Genomic DNA, 14,642 nt, shown 5'->3' on the forward strand with positions numbered 1-14,642 from the left:
AAGAATGATCATTCGTTTTCTTTTTGTCGTAGCATGTACCCATGCCGAAAGTGAGTGAAGAACACCGGCTTGCCATGCGGGAGCGCATCCAGCAGGCCGCGCTGGAGTGCGTGGCGGAGAAAGGTTTCTCGAACGTCTCGATGGGGGACATCATCGCGGCAGCGGGCCTCTCGGCTGGTGCCGTGTACGTGTACTACCGGAGCAAAGAGGAACTGATTGTTGATGCGGGCCGGCGGGTTTTCGCCGAGCGGATGGGGGCGCTCGAGGGACTTGACGGGCACGGCTCGGTCCCGCCGCCCGACCAGGCCATCGTGGCGCTCATGGCCGGACTGATGCGGATGGACTTCTTCCCCGGGGTCGCTGTCCAGGTGTGGGGCGAAGCCGTCCGCAACGAGCGCCTTGGAGAGGTGGCGCGCAGCATCCTTAACCAAATTCGGGGGCACATAGAGACCTATTTGGAGGCGTGGATGCGTGCCTCCCGCCCCTCCGAAGACGCGGAGTTACAGGCCCGACGCCTTGCCCCGGCAGTCATGGGCCTGATCCAGGGCTGTGCCATCCAGTCGGCCCTTGCCGGAGAGGATGCCGAAACGGCATACCTCGACTCCGCCCGAACCCTCCTCGCCGCTCTCTAGCAAAACACCTGGCGGTCGCCGCGATGGGGTGCCGTGGGTTGCGGGATACGGCCGGCCCATTTGTTGTCTGTCCAGTTCCTCAGGCTGGGTCTTAGCCTTGCCGTCCGGTTGCCCGGCCGGTCGTATCGGTTGCAGTCTCGTTGGTGCCATCCCGCTCCATGAGCCGCAGCCGGCAGTCGCCCTCGGTGACCATTGGCCCTGCGGCTTCCATCCAGCGAGTTGTGCGGGCGCTGCAGGGAGGCCGTGGCGCTGCGCCGGAGAGCTGGTGGCGGGCGGTTCGATGGCTTTGTTTGCGACGAAGTTCGATATGCGAATCGTCAGTTTAGGGCCTAGGACCCTGCGGGCGACCTGTCAGAGAGAGCCGGATTGGACCCTATACAGACGCATGTTTCGTTCCTGCCTGACGTCCGGTTGGGGTGTGCCCTATGTTGATAACCCCTTTCGTAGGGTCTCGCCTACGAAAGGCTGTGCGTGCGCAGTCGGGGCCACATGGACCGCAACGCCGAGATCGACGATGTCGTCCTTAATCTTCTGGGGGAGCTGTTCATCGGTGACGACTGCGTTTAGATTCTCGATTGCGGCCACCCGGAATTTCGAGACCGTTCCAAACTTTGTGCTGTCTGCCGAAAGGAAGCAGGCGGTGGAGGATTGGAGGGCGGCTACTTTGACTACCGCTTTGTTCATTGATGGCGTTGTGACCCCTCGGGACAAGTTTCAGGTTCCGGTGCTGGGAAAGAACAAATCGATATTGATGCCCTTGATTGCGTCGGCTGCCATGCGTCCCTCGCTGGAACCGTTGGATGGATCGACGGCGCCCCCAACGTGAATGACCTCGATCTGCGGGTGGGTGAAGAGGCTGGGAACCACCTAGAAGTTGTTGGTAACGACCGTGAGATTCTTGCGTGCGCCGAGGTGGGGCGCCACCGACAGGCAGGTCGTGCCTGCGTCGAGGAAGACGACCATGCCGTCCTCGATGTGCCGGGCAGCTAGTTGGGCAATGGCCTGCTTGAGGGGCAGTTCGGGTTGGGCCCTGGACTCCAGCTTCTTGGGAGAGGCGTGGCCTGTCCGCTCCGCCAGACGAACCCCGCCTTGTACCGAGAGGACTTGTCCCGAACCTTCCAGCGCAGTGACATCGCGGCGGACGGTCATGTGGGAAACGTTCATGTAGTTCGTGAGGCTGCGGATGCTGAGCACACCTTCCCGCCGCAGGAGCCGCAGAATTTCCTGACGTCGCTGCTCCGGGATAAGGGGTATGCCTGTTTGATTCACGTCGGGCTCCTCGTGCGCCACGTTCTCTTTTTCAAGTGCTGCGCCGCATTGATAGTTGAATCGGTTGCGGCGGCGTTCAACCGAAGTCCACGCGATACCTGTAAATGAAGTCCTGGACCAGTCCCGGGTCTCAGAGAGTCGGAGGCCGTTGCGGCTGTAGGCCGAGGCAACAACCCACGACCACCGAGCGTCGGAAGGCAACTGCTGACGCGACACGCCCCGGGGGCTCACTCGTAACCCGCACCCAACGAATTGTCAGACGGTCTCCAGGATTATCACCTCGCTGGACGGCCCCCGTGGCGCTCACGAGGGTGCGCGGTCGTCGGGCGGATTGGGTGAGGTCACCGCAGCGTTGGTCTTCCCCGGTGCGGCGGCGCTTACGTCCACTTCTCGAGGTGCCGATTCAGATCGGGCGTCAGGATTTGGAGCTGGGTCGACCAGGTATATGGCTAAGAATCGACTTGGAGAAGCCACCGTCGACACAGATGTCTTGGCTGGTGACATAACCGGATAGCGGACTCACAAGGAATTCGATCACGTTGGCGATGTCCATCGGATCGCCAATTCGCCCCAGCGGGATGATATTTTCCCTTGCCTTTTTGATTTGCGGATCAGCGTACATTTTTTCGGTCATCCGCGTGTGAGTCATGCCGGGGGATACCACATTTACTCGGATCCCGTCAGGTGCCCATTCCAGCGCGAGTGTTTGGGCCAGCATCGTCAATGCAGCCTTGCTCGGGCTGTAGGCCCCGGATCCGGCGTGGGGTAGCTGGCCAGACATGGAAGAGGTAAAGCAAGCGGCGCCCTGGCTCTGCTTCAAGTGCGGGTAGCTTGCTTTGGCCAGGAGCCATGGGCCGCGGAGGTTTACGGAGAACATGTTGTCCCAGTCCTCAAGTGATACGTCGCAGAGCGCTGCAGGGTTGGCGATTCCGGCGTTTGCTACCAACGCGTCCAGGCCGCCGAATTCAGTTACAGCAGCCTGGACGAGTTGATGTGGCACGTCGGGGTCGCTGAGATCGCCCGCCAGTGCGATGGCGGTACCACCCATGGACTGGATTGAACGAACGACTTCGTCTTGGCTGTTGTTCGATTCGTGTCCAGCCACGGCAATCATTGGGTGCTCACCGCGGGCCAGGGCTGCTTCTGCGATTCTCAGGCACGTAGCCGCACCTATGCCGCTGCTTCCGCCGCTTACCAAAGCTTTCATTGCATACATTCCTTTTACTTGGGGGTTCACATGAATTCGTTTGACTGAAGAAGGGTCTCGGCCTGTACAGCCGGCTGACTTTCCCATAGAAGTGGCAGTGGAAACTGATGTCACTATGGTTAGACAAACATTGACTGGCTGGCCGCAACTTTGGCTTTGGGTTAGGATCCCAGATCCCAGCCTTGATTTTTGAGATCCTGCACGGCCTTATTGAATTCCTGCACGGGGTTTTCTTCGCGAATGATCTCAAGGACGACGTTATTGACGCCGCAGGTTTCTCTTACGGCTTTGCCTAATCCTTTCCAGTCGATCACTCCGGTGCCGATTGGATCGTGACCCCAGGTTTCGGTGCCGGTATCGGAAATGTGCACGAGTCCGATCGATGGATGGTGCGAGAGCAAGCTGTCGACGGGGTCTTCTCCGATATAGGCGGCGTTGGCGACGTCGTACACAATCTTCACTGCATCGTCGTTGAGAGTGCTGACAACGCCTGCCAGGTCCTGGATGGTAGGGGTGAAGCAATAGGGCGTGTTTTCGAAGAGCAGTCGTGTGCCAGCCTGCCTGGCCAGCGGAATGAGGTTCTCCATGCTCTCGTACATCCACCCGTAGGTGTTTTCGAGTGATGGTGAGATCATGGGGCGCCTTGTGCCGGGGGATATCACGACGTCGGGGACATTCCATGCCGCAGCGAGTTCAATCACCGATTTAATGTGCTCGATGCTTTTGCGACGCATGTTGGCGCCCGGGCTGGCCAAGTTGATGTCATATCCACCGGCGTTCAGTGACCTTACCGTTGCGCCGTATTCATCAAGTCTCGCGCGAGTTGCCGAACGCTCCAAGGCGGTAATTTCATCCGGCCAGCAATGTGGGGAGCTGATCGGAACTTCAAAATTTCTGTACCCATGGTCGGTCAATTCGGCTATGGCATCAATTGCCGTAGCTGACCATAGATAGGAGAACGTGTTAATGATCATTTGGTTCATAGTGAAGGAATTCTCTCTGTTTTTCGCCTGTGTACAGCGCGCCGTGAATGTCGAACCCTGCAAAGGGCTCTGAGCGCGAGCCGGGCGGCTCGACGAGGCTCGGGCGGAAACGCCTCTGTCGCCTGGTCGAGCCGCCATTGCGGCGTGGTACCGGCGTGCCTACCTGGAACGCTTAGCCTCGTGCGTGGCATGAGAAGGAGCCACCAGCAACTGCTCGCCTTCAATTACCTCAGCGTCAGCCAGCGCCACGGTGGCACGGCCGGTACGGCTGCCAGTCTCCGGAAGGGTGAAGTAGACGACGAGGCACAGGGCGACGACGACAATCATGTAAACCGCGACCAGCATGGGCTGTCCGGCGCCAACGAACGCAGCGGCGATCAGTGGCGCTGTTCCGCCAAAGACCGCGATGACGATCTGGTGTGCGAACCCAATTCCGGATACTCGCACTGAAGCCGGAAACAGCTCGGCCTGAATGGTCGGGTAGACAGCCTGCCAGATACCGAGAACCACCCATCCCGAGGCCGATACCAGAACGTAGACACCGAACCCCGGCTGGTTCAGCAGGAGCAGGAGAGGGTAGAAGAGAACGATCATGCCGATGGCGCCGACGATGGGGAAGATCTTGCGTCGGCCGAGCCGATCGGACAGCGCGCCGCAGATCGGCACGATAACAACGAGCAATGCAAGCCCAATGACGTTCCCGGTCAGTGTGGAAGCCAGGTCCCGGCCGGTGGTCAGCTTGGCGTAGGTGGGAAGGAAGGTGGCCCACGTGTAATAGGCTACGGCCGGAGCAGACAGTGCTGCCGCTTGCAACAGCGCCTTTGGATGTTCCCGAAGCAGGTCCATCAGACGGGCCGCTGCGGACTTCTGATCGACGAGGGCAGTTGCTTCAAATTCGGGAGTCTCTTCGGCCCGGGACCGCAAGATCAGGCCAACGACGCCGAGGATACCGCCCGCAATGAATGGGATGCGCCAACCCCAGGCGGCCAGGTCCGCTGGGGCAAACGCTGACGTCACCATTGCCGCGGCGCCGGTCGCTGCGAGAGTCGCAAGGCCGCTCGCCGTGTTGGAAAATGAACCGAACAGGCCCCTCCGGTTCGCCGGGGCGTGTTCAACCATGAAGGCAATAGCACTCTGCGCCTCACTGCCGGCCGAGATGCCCTGGAGGACGCGTGCCACCAGGAAAAGAATCGGTGCGGCATAGCCGATGGTCGCAAATGAGGGTGTGAGGCCGATGATCAGCGCGCCGACCGCCATTCCGGAGATGGACAGAGTCAGGATGCGGCGGCGACCGAAACGGTCCGCCAGCGGAGAAATGATGACTCCACTGAGCGGTCGCACAACAAACCCCACGGCGTAGGTGAGCAATGCTGCCACCAGCGAGGCGAACGGGGAATCGCCTGGGAATATCTGGGACGAAAACACCGCCGCAAGCAGCCCGTAGATGTACCAGTCGTACCACTCCACGAAGTGGCCAATCGTTCCTGCCACCATATTCACATTGCGGCGAGGACGCTTGGACACTTCGGCAAACTCCGAAGTGTCCGGCCTGCCAACGGCTTCTTTTGAGGTCTTCATTGAACTCTCCATATTTTCACATTTGCTGCGGAGGGGTAATGGGATATGGGGCGCATGATGCTTGCCCGGCCCTTGCTTTACTGCGGCTCTCCAGCTCGCGACCCGATCATGAGATCGGTTGCTGAGATCGGTTGCAATAACCTTACGAGTGATGAAAGTCGCTTGTCAACGTCTTGCGGAAGGGGTCGTCCGGAAGCTGGGCCCGCCGTCGGCGTCCGGCAGGCGGCCACGCTGCCTGTGCTATGGAGGCAGGCCTCCCGCCTTAGCCGGACAAGAAGTAGGGCAGCAGGCCTGAGGAGGGCCGCTCAGAGGGTCTGTGAAGGCAAGCGGTGCGGTCAGGTCTGGAAGTCACGCATCTGCCGGGAGCGGTGTTTCGTTGTTGAAGTCCAGGTACTCCACCCCGGACCACGCGCATTCGAGGCTTCCGTAGATGGACCAGTACTCGTCCCAGTGCGAGAGTTTCCATTGGTCTCGTTCCAGGCCGCGGCGGGTAAGCCGTTCCCGCAGAAGATTCTGGGGAACCCTGACCCGCACGACTGTGGTCTGCGAAGGTGGCCAGTGAAATTTCTCTGCCGCGCCGGTCAGAAAGTCGGGTACCTGAAAGTAGGCGCCGAAAGGGGCATCGATCACTACCGACCGGCCGAGGCGCAGGTTCGCTCCAGCCACGTCCATAAGCGTGTCGTATTCGAGGGGGAGCAGGTGGTCGCGATAGTAGTCGTTGGATTCCCGGTCGGTGGGGTCGTGTCCGGTCACTTTCAGGGCGAACTCGACAAACCGTCCGCATATCCTGTCCTTGTCCAGGTAAGTGGCGTCGTTGTCTTTTGCCGTCTTCTGGGCCACTGTCGTTTTTCCTGAGCCGGCCGGGCCAATGACGATGAAGACGCTGGGGACGGTCATCGGCGGGCCTCTGCCACCGCTGACAGGAATTCCTTGGCGGCTTTGGTGACGCGGGTGAAGTCGCCGTCCGGCTGCCATGCTTTTGTCACATAGCTGCCGACGCCGACACCAGCGACGCCAGCGGCAAACCATTCGCCTACGTTCTCAAGGGTCACGCCGCCTGCCGGCATGATCGGCAGGTGCGCGAGCGGTGCAAGGACGGATTTGACGTAGGGGATGCCTCCGGCTTCGGTGGGGAAGAGCTTGAGGATGTCAGCGCCGGCTTCGGCGGAGTTGACGAGTTCGGTCGGCGTGTAAGCCCCGCTGACGGTTGGTATCTGGTACCGGTTCGCGGTACGGATCATCGCGGGGTTCAGTTGAGGGCTGACCAGGAACTCGGCGCCGGCGCGGATGCATTCGTAGGCTGAGTGCTCGTCCAGTACCGTACCGGCGCCGATCGCTACTCCATTGGGTCCGTGCTTGGCGGCGAGACGGCGGATGACATCCACGGCTCCGGGGATCGAGAGGGTGATTTCAAGGGCTCGAAAGCCTCCGGTGATGGCAGCTTCTGCCACGCGTTCTGCCACCTCAGCGTTCTGGAGGCGGACGATCAGGACGGCGCCGGATTCGTCGATGGTCTGCAGGGTGCGAAGTTTCTTGTACATGTTTGCCTTTCTTGCGCCCCGACGAGTTGATGTAATTGCCCGGGCAAGTTGAAGTGTCGTTGACAAACTTTCCCACCATCCATACTGTTATTGCAACCGATCTCAGCAACCGATCTCATACAAGGGGGTATTGCGGTTGACTCACGTACGCACAATCATTCTGGGTGCTTCCCACTGGCACGTTCCGCTCTGCGCGCCGGCCATTGCCGAGGAACACGAGGTCATCGGAGTCGGTGACGACGACGTATCCCGCGTACAGGTGCAGGACCTGGCGAAAGGATGGGGGGCGCCGCTTGAGGCCGACTGGCGGAAACTGGTTGATCTCCCAGGCGTCGGACTCGCATATGTCTTCGGCCCGCATGACGGGATGGCCGAAAAGTGTCTTGCCCTGATCAAGCGTGGTATTCCGTTTGTCGTTGAGAAGCCGTTGGGCACGTCCCTTGACGAGCTTTCCGCAGTGCGTAAAGCCGCCGAGGCAGCTGGCGTGCCTGCCACTGTCCCGTTGGTCCAGCGCGGTGGGCCTACAGAGCAATGGCTTGCCAAGGCAGGCAGGCCGACTTACCAGCGAACATCGTTCATTGCCGGCCCGCCAGCCCGGTATCGCGGCAATGCCAATCCCTGGATGCTCGATCCGGCTAAGGCTGGCGGGGGTTGCCTGGCCAATCTGGGCCCACATTTTGTCGATCTGTTCCTTAGGGGCACGGGTGAGACCATGGCGCGTGTGGACTCCCGGCTCTCATCGGCTCTTCACCACCAGGGCGTTGAGGATCATGCAAGTCTCATCCTCACGACACCGGACGGACGCGAAGCCGTTGTGGAGGTTGGCTACGCCTTCCCTGGTTCGCCGCTTAAGCGCTACTGCAGCTTTACCTCCGTCGGTGAGGCGGGATTCGCCTCCGTTGATTCGGACGGCACAGCGACGTTCACTGCACTGGACGGCACCACGGAGGTCGACAAGATCAATGTGGACAGCGACCCGCTTTACGATCCGTTCGTGCGGAGCGTCGCCCGGACGCTGGATGATGGATTCCGGGGCCTGACGACCCTGGCCCAGCTCGAAAACGTCATGCGCCCCATTTGGCGGGCCTATGACAACCAGCGCGGAGGAAAAGAACATGTCTGACTTGAGTATCGACGTCGTGGCAAAAGCTGCTGGTGTCCATAGGTCTACGGTCTCCCGGGCGTTCTCACGCCCTGAAGCGGTGAAGAGCGAGACACGCGAGCACATCCTTCGAGTCGCCGAGGGACTCGGCTACACAATGAGTCCGCTCGCCCAGGCGCTGCGCCGGAAAACCAGTACCTTCATCCCGCTGATCGTCCCCGACATCACCAATCCGTTTTTCGCCGAACTTGCCAAGACGATGACACAGGCAGCGGACGAGCGCGGCTACCAGCTGCTGCTCTGCGTCACCAACGGGGACCCGGCTAAAACCGACGGCTACTTCACCGCCATGCAGGCCATGTACGCCCCCTTCGGAATTGTTGCCCCGTCCACTAAGGTCGACACCGAGGCCATGAAACGCTTCGACTTCGGCCGCAAGGTCGTGGTGATCGACCGGGTTGAAGGGGACGACGCCGTCCCCACGGTCACCGTCGACAGTCGCCGCGGAATCATGCTGGCCTTGGATCACCTTCATTCATTGGGCCACAGGTCGATCGGCTATGTCTCCGGTATCGCCGGAACGCACACCGCCCAGGACCGGATGGACGCTTATTTGGAGCTGTCCGCCGAGAGCGGGAGCGCACCTGTCGTGCTGGACAGCGGGTCGGATCTTGATGCGGGCACACGCGGGGCAGAACATTACCTCGCGATGGACAATCCTCCAACGGCAATTATCGCGGCCAATGACATGGTGGCGTTCGCGGTCATCTCGGCGCTCGGCCAACGTGGCGTACGGGTACCGGAGGACGTGTCGGTCATCGGCTTCGACGGCCTCGCTCTCGGTGCCCGGTTCAACCCTCCACTGACGACCGTTCGACAGCCGATCGCCGACATGGGACACATTGCCATTGAACTGGCTGAGAAACAGAACCTTGACGGCTCCGTGGACCATATCGTCCTCGAACCTGAGCTCTTGGTACGTGGCTCCACCACGGGACCACGCAAATGACCCGGGGACAGGACTCAACGCTCCGGCGCCTGCCAGGGCTCCGCCACACGGACCACGTCGGTCTGACGGTTCCGAATCTTGAGGACGGCATCCGGTTTTTCGTCGACGTTCTCGGAGCCGAGGAGCTCTACCGTTCCGAGCGCGGGCCCGATGAAGAATTCATGCCAACAAACTTCGAGGTCCCGGCAGATGCGAAGCTCACGCTCGCCATGCTGCGCCTGCCGCCGAATCTCAACATCGAGCTTTTCGAATGGAGCAGCGCTGAGCGGCGTGATACCCCGCCGCGGCACTGCGACGCCGGCGGGCACCACCTGTGCTTCGTCGTGGACGACGTTGATGAAGCGATCGCGGTGCTGCAGGAAACACCTGGCGTACGCGTGCTCGGAGAACGCAAGGAAGTCGCGGGCGACAGCCCCCGCGTGGCCGGCAACCGCTGGACCTACTTCATCACCCCATGGGGACTGCTGATGGAAATCGTGGATCGATCCCGCGTCGCAGCCCCGCCCCGGCTGGTCGGCCCCGCGGACTGGACGGCAGCCCACAACACTTCTGAAAGGACAAAGAATAATGCGGCTAGCGGGTCACACACTAGGCACCCCGGACCACACGGTTCCCCAAGCACTTAAACTCTTCCGAGCCGCCGGGCTCGACGCCGCCGAAGTCATCTACCAGGATGACTACAGGTCCGGATTACCGTTAGGCGACCGGCGCGCCGCCACGGAGGCTTTGCAGGCAGCCAATGGCGAAGGCCTGCCGATCGTCGGTCTCACACCATACACAACCGCCATCAACTCACTGGACGATGTGGAATGGCGTCAAGCAATCAATGAATTCCGTGGCGCGATTGAGACCGCGCACCTGCTCGGCGCTGACCGGGTCCGCGTCTACGCCGGTTCCTGGCACCCCGGGGACAACGACCACGCGGCACGTTGGGGGAAACTGCGCCAGGCATTGGAAACGCTCGCACCTGAAGCGGACCAGGCAGGGGTCCGCCTTTGCGTGGAAAACCACTTTGGCACCATGACCCAGACCGCCGCGGACACCGCCGCACTGGTCCGCGAAATCGCCCACCCTGCCGTCCGCGTTCTCTATGACCAGGCAAACCTGACATTCACGCACGATGAATCGTTCGAACAGGCCTTTGCTGTTCAAGGGGACCTGATCGGTCACGTGCACGTGAAGGACCTCATCTTCACGAATCCCAACGCGGCTTTCCGCGCCACGGAAACAGCCCGGGTCAACGCCTCCGAGCGGTCCGTCCGGTCCCGGGTCGTGGGCAGCGGCGTCGTTCCTTGGCCCCAAATCCTGGCCGCGTTGCTGCAGCATGGCTACGACGACGTACTGAGCATCGAGCTTGAATACCGTTGGCACCCGCAAGACCTGCCTGCACCCGAGGATGGGTTCAGGGAATCCGCCGCCGTGCTGCGCGCAATGATTTCTGACCTGGCCGAAGTGAGGAACTCCTAATGAACACCAACCGTCTCCGCGTCGGAGTTGTCGGCGCAGGCAACATCGCCACCATCGCCCAGTTGCCCACCCTCGTGCAACGTGCCGACGTCGAATTGGCCGCCTTGGTGTCCCGGCGTGAGGACCCCAGCAACCTGGTCCGGCGCTGGGGCTTCAACGCAGCCTACAAAACGGTGGAGGACATGCTGGATTCGCAGGAGCTGGATGCAGTCTTCGTGCTGACGCCGCGCTCCGAACACGCCCATGCCGTCCAGCTATGCCTCAGCCGCGACGTTGACGTGTTCTGCGAAAAACCGTTGGCTCCGGCAACAGATGAAGCAGAACGCCTGGCAGATCTGGCCGACGAGCGGGGACGAGTGCTGATGGTCGACTTCAACCGCCGCTACGCCCCCGTCTACACTGCCGGTCGTGAAGTTTTTGGCGACAAAGGTGCCACCTTCTGCGTCGCCCAGAAAAACAGGCCTGGATCGGAATACCGTGCGACATTCGAGAATGCCATCCACATGGTCGATCTGCTCCGCTGGTACTGCGGCGGCGAACCGGAGCACGTGGCCGCCCACGCCGCCGGTGACGACCCCTGGGAAGAAGACGGCGTCGCAGCGATGATCCGGTTCAGCACCGGCAACACCGGGGTCCTGATGGCAGCCCGCACAGCGGGAGCGTGGAACGAAAAGCTTGACGCCTACGGTGGCGGCAACACCGTTGAAGTCAGGGCACCTGAAACAGTCTCAACCACCGTCAAGGGAGTCACCACGTCACGCGAACTCAGTGCCGAGGCGTATGGCTGGGCCACCGCGACAGACACTCTCGGTTTTTCCGCTGCCGTCCACCATTTCCTGGACCGGGTCGCCGACAGGCAACAGCCACTGACCTCTGGCCGTGAAGCCGTCCACACCCAGCGCCTGCTCGACCAGATCCTCGCCGCATCCGGGCTGCCGACAAAGGAACAAGCCGGTCGGGAATGGGCCAGCCACGCAGTGAACGGAAACTGAACAACTAAGCTCGCCCAATTCCTCGGTTTAGGTCTTGCAGCCATAGGTCAAGAAACCGCGGCCTCCACAAGCCGCTGAGCATAAGGAGGCACAAAATAGCTCCAAACCGCCTCCACCAGAGCAACCCGAAAGTCGGCGGAGTGGGACGACAACCGCTGCGCGGACGGCTCACCCCGCTCGTTGGCTTCCTGCTGGTCGCGTTCAGCGCCAGACAGGCGGTTTCGGCGGTATCGCCACTCCTTGGTCCAATAGGCGGGGACCTATCCCTCGACGCCGTGACGACCGGCATCCTTGGAATGCTGCCGACCGCCGGCTTCGCAACGATGGGCTTCCTGGCTGTTCCCCTGATCCGACGTACCCAGCCCGAACACCTGCTGCTGGTGTCAATCCTGCTGACAACACTCGGCCAGGTCGGACGCGCCCTGGGGTGGACTACCCTCGCCTTTTTGGTGTTCACCTGTGTCGCAATGCTGGGGATCGGGGTGGTAAATGTGGTGATTCCGCCGCTGCTGATGAAGTATTTCCCCGATAAAATCGGGGTCCTCCCTGCCCTCCACGTGACTCTCCTCGCCGTCAGCACTGCCGTGGCCGCCCAAGCGGCTATACCCTTGGCGGGTATGTATGGCTGGCGGTTCTCCATCGGCATCTGGGCGGTCATCAGCGCCGCCGCGGCCGTACCTTGGCTGATGGTCCTTGCGGTCAGGCGTACGGCTGCCCGCGTCGGGAAGCCGCCCACCAGCGAAGTGCCGCCGCCCCGCACCAGCGTCATCAAGCCCTGGAGATCATCTCTTGGCTGGGGAACGGCACTGATCTTCGCGGGTTGCTCGAGCAACACGTTTGCGGCGCTGGCGTGGCTTCCGGCTGTTCTTGTAGACAGAGGGATGAGTCCGGGAACGGCCGGATTCATGTTGGCGCTCTATTCCATCCTCGGCCTGCCCGTCGGCCTTATTGTGCCTTTTGCCGTGGTGAGGATGCCTCGCCCGCTTCCTGTCGCAATCCTGTTCGTCGTCACGTTCGCGGTCGGCTATGGAGGCATCATCTTTGCTCCGGTATCTTCTGCCGGGGTGTGGGTAGCCATCGCCGGGCTTGGTCAGGGCGCATACTCCTTCGCATTTACCATGATCAATAAGCGAGCACGAACACAAACGGGGTCGGGGGTACTGTCCGGGTTCGCCCAGGGGATCGGCTACACCCTCGCAAGCCTTGGCCCATTCCTTTTTGGTCTCCTGCATCAGCCCGGAGACCACTGGCTGCCGTCGTTCGGCATGCTCGGAGCCTGGCTCCTCCTGCTTACCACGGGAGCCCTGATGATCAACAGACCGCGCGTGATTGAAGATGCACTCCCCGCTCAGACAGCTCGTCGTCGGAAGCAATAAGGACTTCGGGGACCCCCAAACGCCGCATCTCAATACCGAGATACCCCTCGCCCACGACCGGAACCAGAAGGCTCCGAAAACCGCTGAATAATCCTTGACAGACCCTTCTCCCGACTCTATGTTTATTGCAACCGATCTCAGCAACCGATCTCAGTCGCGCTGATGAAAATGCAACCGATCTCAAAGGAGAGATGAAATGATCAAAGCTGCAAGTACTTTGACCGCCGTTGCCCTTGCCGGGGCGCTGCTCACCGGCTGCTCAGGCAGTTCAGGCGACTCCGGTAACAACAACGAAGACGGTCCCGTCACGTTGACGTACTGGGACTTCATGGACCCCAGCCAGAACAACCCGCGGGCTTCGGCGCTGAAGCAAAATCTCGAGAACTTCCACAAGGAAAATCCCGACATCACAGTCCAGCTGTCGACGGTTTCCTTCGGTGACATGATCAGCAGGCTCCCGCAGGCAGCAGCAGCGGGACAGACACCGGACGTTGTGAAGATGTTCGCTCCGGTTGTTCCCCAAATTGCTGCCGCGCAGGTTTATCAGCCGCTTCCTGAGGAGGCCAAGCAGATCACTGACTGGTTGCGCCCGGTGGACAAGCTGGCGGACAAGGATGGAAAGCAAGTAGCCGTCCCGTACGACTACCGCACGTGCACCCTCTATTACAACGACAAGATCCTCAAGCAGATCGGCGCCGCGGTACCCACCACCTGGGACCAGGTCGCCGAGGTTGCTGGGAAAGCGGCGAAGGCCGGATTTACGGGGTTCGGGACGGGGTTCTCCGGGGTCGACAACTCAGCGATCATCTCGACCTTCTTCGATTGCTTCATGAGCGAGGTGGGGCAGGAGATCTCCAATCAGGACGGCAAGGCCAGCTTTAACACTGAAAAGGGTAAAGAATTCGCCGATTTCCTCGTGAAGCTCAAAAAAGCCGGCGGCATGCCACCGAGCGTTGTGGGGGACCAGTACTCAACGGTTGCTGACGGCCTCCAAAACGGCACTGTTGCCATGTCCGCCCTCGGAACGGAACGCCTCCTGACCCTGCAAAAGGCCAACCCGGACATCAAGTCGGCCACCCTGCCCAAAACTTCAAACGGCTCGGACACGGGATCGACGTTTGGCTGGACCCTTGGCATCGGGGCCGGAAGCAAGCATGCCAAGGCGGCTTGGAAGTTCATCCAGTACATGACCAGCCCGAAAGCCGGGGCGCTCATGGCAACCGGGGGTGACGTACCCACCCGCTCGTCGACGTTCCAGGAGCCTTACTTCACCACTCCCGAGGCCAAGACCGTGCTGGACGTCAGTAACTTCGTCAAAGATCACAGCGAGCCACACACCTACCCGGACAACTGGATCGCGATTGCGGGTGGACTTGCCAACGCCGGACAGCAGCTGTACCTGAACAACTCGTCCGCCGACGATTTCATGAAAGCTGCCCAGGACGCGGCCAACAAATGAGCCACCGATCGGACAGGACTAATCAGG

At 61.0% G+C, this 14,642-nt stretch carries 15 protein-coding genes and 1 pseudogene; 8 read left to right on the top strand and 8 right to left on the bottom strand.

Annotated elements, in window-relative coordinates:
* The first annotated feature begins 41 nt into the window (after window positions 1-41).
* Window positions 42-632 carry a TetR/AcrR family transcriptional regulator gene (locus ACFVVC_RS12375; RefSeq protein WP_387453360.1) on the top strand — a complete coding sequence of 197 codons (591 nt, stop codon included), beginning with the start codon at window positions 42-44 and terminating at the stop codon, window positions 630-632.
* Between the two features lie 603 nt (window positions 633-1,235).
* Here the strand turns inward: ACFVVC_RS12375 and ACFVVC_RS12380 are convergent.
* The 8 genes and pseudogenes from ACFVVC_RS12380 to ACFVVC_RS12415 form a co-directional block, all read right to left on the bottom strand.
* A pseudogene (locus ACFVVC_RS12380) lies at window positions 1,236-1,316 on the bottom strand (hypothetical protein); the annotation flags it as partial.
* Between the two features lie 30 nt (window positions 1,317-1,346).
* Complete coding sequence (locus ACFVVC_RS12385; protein ID WP_387453363.1) at window positions 1,347-1,499, bottom strand: hypothetical protein; 153 nt, start codon at window positions 1,497-1,499, stop codon at window positions 1,347-1,349.
* The gene (locus tag ACFVVC_RS12390; RefSeq protein ID WP_387453366.1) at window positions 1,500-1,922 is read right to left on the bottom strand and encodes a DeoR/GlpR family DNA-binding transcription regulator; all 423 of its coding nucleotides are present in this window, start codon (window positions 1,920-1,922) and stop codon (window positions 1,500-1,502) included.
* Between the two features lie 394 nt (window positions 1,923-2,316).
* Window positions 2,317-3,108, bottom strand: a complete 792-nt coding sequence (locus ACFVVC_RS12395) for an SDR family NAD(P)-dependent oxidoreductase (protein ID WP_387453369.1) — start codon at window positions 3,106-3,108, stop codon at window positions 2,317-2,319.
* 161 nt (window positions 3,109-3,269) lie between these two features.
* Window positions 3,270-4,091, bottom strand: coding sequence for a sugar phosphate isomerase/epimerase family protein (locus tag ACFVVC_RS12400; protein ID WP_387453372.1), 822 nt, complete (start codon window positions 4,089-4,091; stop codon window positions 3,270-3,272).
* 159 nt (window positions 4,092-4,250) lie between these two features.
* Complete coding sequence (locus tag ACFVVC_RS12405) at window positions 4,251-5,681, bottom strand: MFS transporter (protein ID WP_387453375.1); 1,431 nt, start codon at window positions 5,679-5,681, stop codon at window positions 4,251-4,253.
* Between the two features lie 336 nt (window positions 5,682-6,017).
* On the bottom strand, window positions 6,018-6,566 hold the full coding sequence (locus ACFVVC_RS12410; protein ID WP_387453378.1) for an AAA family ATPase: 549 nt from the start codon (window positions 6,564-6,566) through the stop codon (window positions 6,018-6,020).
* Window positions 6,563-7,210, bottom strand: coding sequence for a bifunctional 4-hydroxy-2-oxoglutarate aldolase/2-dehydro-3-deoxy-phosphogluconate aldolase (locus tag ACFVVC_RS12415; protein ID WP_223994957.1), 648 nt, complete (start codon window positions 7,208-7,210; stop codon window positions 6,563-6,565). The genes ACFVVC_RS12410 and ACFVVC_RS12415 overlap by 4 nt, the downstream gene beginning before the upstream one ends.
* A gap of 136 nt (window positions 7,211-7,346) precedes the next feature.
* On the opposite strand from ACFVVC_RS12415, the gene ACFVVC_RS12420 reads away from it, so the two are divergent.
* The 7 genes from ACFVVC_RS12420 to ACFVVC_RS12450 all read left to right on the top strand — a co-directional run bounded on the left by ACFVVC_RS12420 (window position 7,347) and on the right by ACFVVC_RS12450 (window position 14,615).
* Window positions 7,347-8,333, top strand: a complete 987-nt coding sequence (locus tag ACFVVC_RS12420) for a Gfo/Idh/MocA family protein (protein ID WP_387453382.1) — start codon at window positions 7,347-7,349, stop codon at window positions 8,331-8,333.
* Window positions 8,326-9,321, top strand: a complete 996-nt coding sequence (locus ACFVVC_RS12425) for a LacI family DNA-binding transcriptional regulator (protein ID WP_387453385.1) — start codon at window positions 8,326-8,328, stop codon at window positions 9,319-9,321. The genes ACFVVC_RS12420 and ACFVVC_RS12425 overlap by 8 nt, the downstream gene beginning before the upstream one ends.
* On the top strand, window positions 9,318-9,947 hold the full coding sequence (locus tag ACFVVC_RS12430) for a VOC family protein (RefSeq protein ID WP_223994962.1): 630 nt from the start codon (window positions 9,318-9,320) through the stop codon (window positions 9,945-9,947). Before ACFVVC_RS12425 ends, ACFVVC_RS12430 begins: the two co-directional genes overlap by 4 nt.
* Entirely contained in the window at window positions 9,889-10,788 is a 900-nt protein-coding gene (locus tag ACFVVC_RS12435) for a sugar phosphate isomerase/epimerase family protein (protein ID WP_387453388.1), read from the top strand. The genes ACFVVC_RS12430 and ACFVVC_RS12435 overlap by 59 nt, the downstream gene beginning before the upstream one ends.
* Window positions 10,788-11,780, top strand: coding sequence for a Gfo/Idh/MocA family protein (locus ACFVVC_RS12440; RefSeq protein WP_387453391.1), 993 nt, complete (start codon window positions 10,788-10,790; stop codon window positions 11,778-11,780). The genes ACFVVC_RS12435 and ACFVVC_RS12440 overlap by 1 nt, the downstream gene beginning before the upstream one ends.
* 140 nt (window positions 11,781-11,920) lie before the next feature.
* Window positions 11,921-13,156 (top strand): CynX/NimT family MFS transporter, encoded by a 1,236-nt coding sequence (locus ACFVVC_RS12445; RefSeq protein ID WP_387453394.1) that lies wholly within the window; start codon window positions 11,921-11,923, stop codon window positions 13,154-13,156.
* Window positions 13,157-13,352: 196 nt separating this feature from the next.
* On the top strand, window positions 13,353-14,615 hold the full coding sequence (locus ACFVVC_RS12450; protein WP_387453397.1) for an ABC transporter substrate-binding protein: 1,263 nt from the start codon (window positions 13,353-13,355) through the stop codon (window positions 14,613-14,615).
* The last annotated feature ends 27 nt before the right edge of the window (window positions 14,616-14,642 follow it).

The sequence above is a fragment of the Pseudarthrobacter sp. NPDC058196 genome (assembly GCF_042882685.1).
Taxonomy (GTDB): Bacteria; Actinomycetota; Actinomycetes; order Actinomycetales; family Micrococcaceae; genus Arthrobacter.

Coding starts and splice junctions, on each gene's coding strand:
- ACFVVC_RS12415 (WP_223994957.1), bottom strand. CDS start 7,210: ATGTACAAGAAACTTCGCACCCTGCAGACCATCGACGAATCCGGCGCC.
- ACFVVC_RS12430 (WP_223994962.1), top strand. CDS start 9,318: ATGACCCGGGGACAGGACTCAACGCTCCGGCGCCTGCCAGGGCTCCGC.
- ACFVVC_RS12400 (WP_387453372.1), bottom strand. CDS start 4,091: ATGAACCAAATGATCATTAACACGTTCTCCTATCTATGGTCAGCTACG.
- ACFVVC_RS12425 (WP_387453385.1), top strand. CDS start 8,326: ATGTCTGACTTGAGTATCGACGTCGTGGCAAAAGCTGCTGGTGTCCAT.
- ACFVVC_RS12405 (WP_387453375.1), bottom strand. CDS start 5,681: ATGGAGAGTTCAATGAAGACCTCAAAAGAAGCCGTTGGCAGGCCGGAC.
- ACFVVC_RS12450 (WP_387453397.1), top strand. CDS start 13,353: ATGATCAAAGCTGCAAGTACTTTGACCGCCGTTGCCCTTGCCGGGGCG.
- ACFVVC_RS12440 (WP_387453391.1), top strand. CDS start 10,788: ATGAACACCAACCGTCTCCGCGTCGGAGTTGTCGGCGCAGGCAACATC.
- ACFVVC_RS12375 (WP_387453360.1), top strand. CDS start 42: ATGCCGAAAGTGAGTGAAGAACACCGGCTTGCCATGCGGGAGCGCATC.
- ACFVVC_RS12410 (WP_387453378.1), bottom strand. CDS start 6,566: ATGACCGTCCCCAGCGTCTTCATCGTCATTGGCCCGGCCGGCTCAGGA.
- ACFVVC_RS12395 (WP_387453369.1), bottom strand. CDS start 3,108: ATGAAAGCTTTGGTAAGCGGCGGAAGCAGCGGCATAGGTGCGGCTACG.
- ACFVVC_RS12435 (WP_387453388.1), top strand. CDS start 9,889: ATGCGGCTAGCGGGTCACACACTAGGCACCCCGGACCACACGGTTCCC.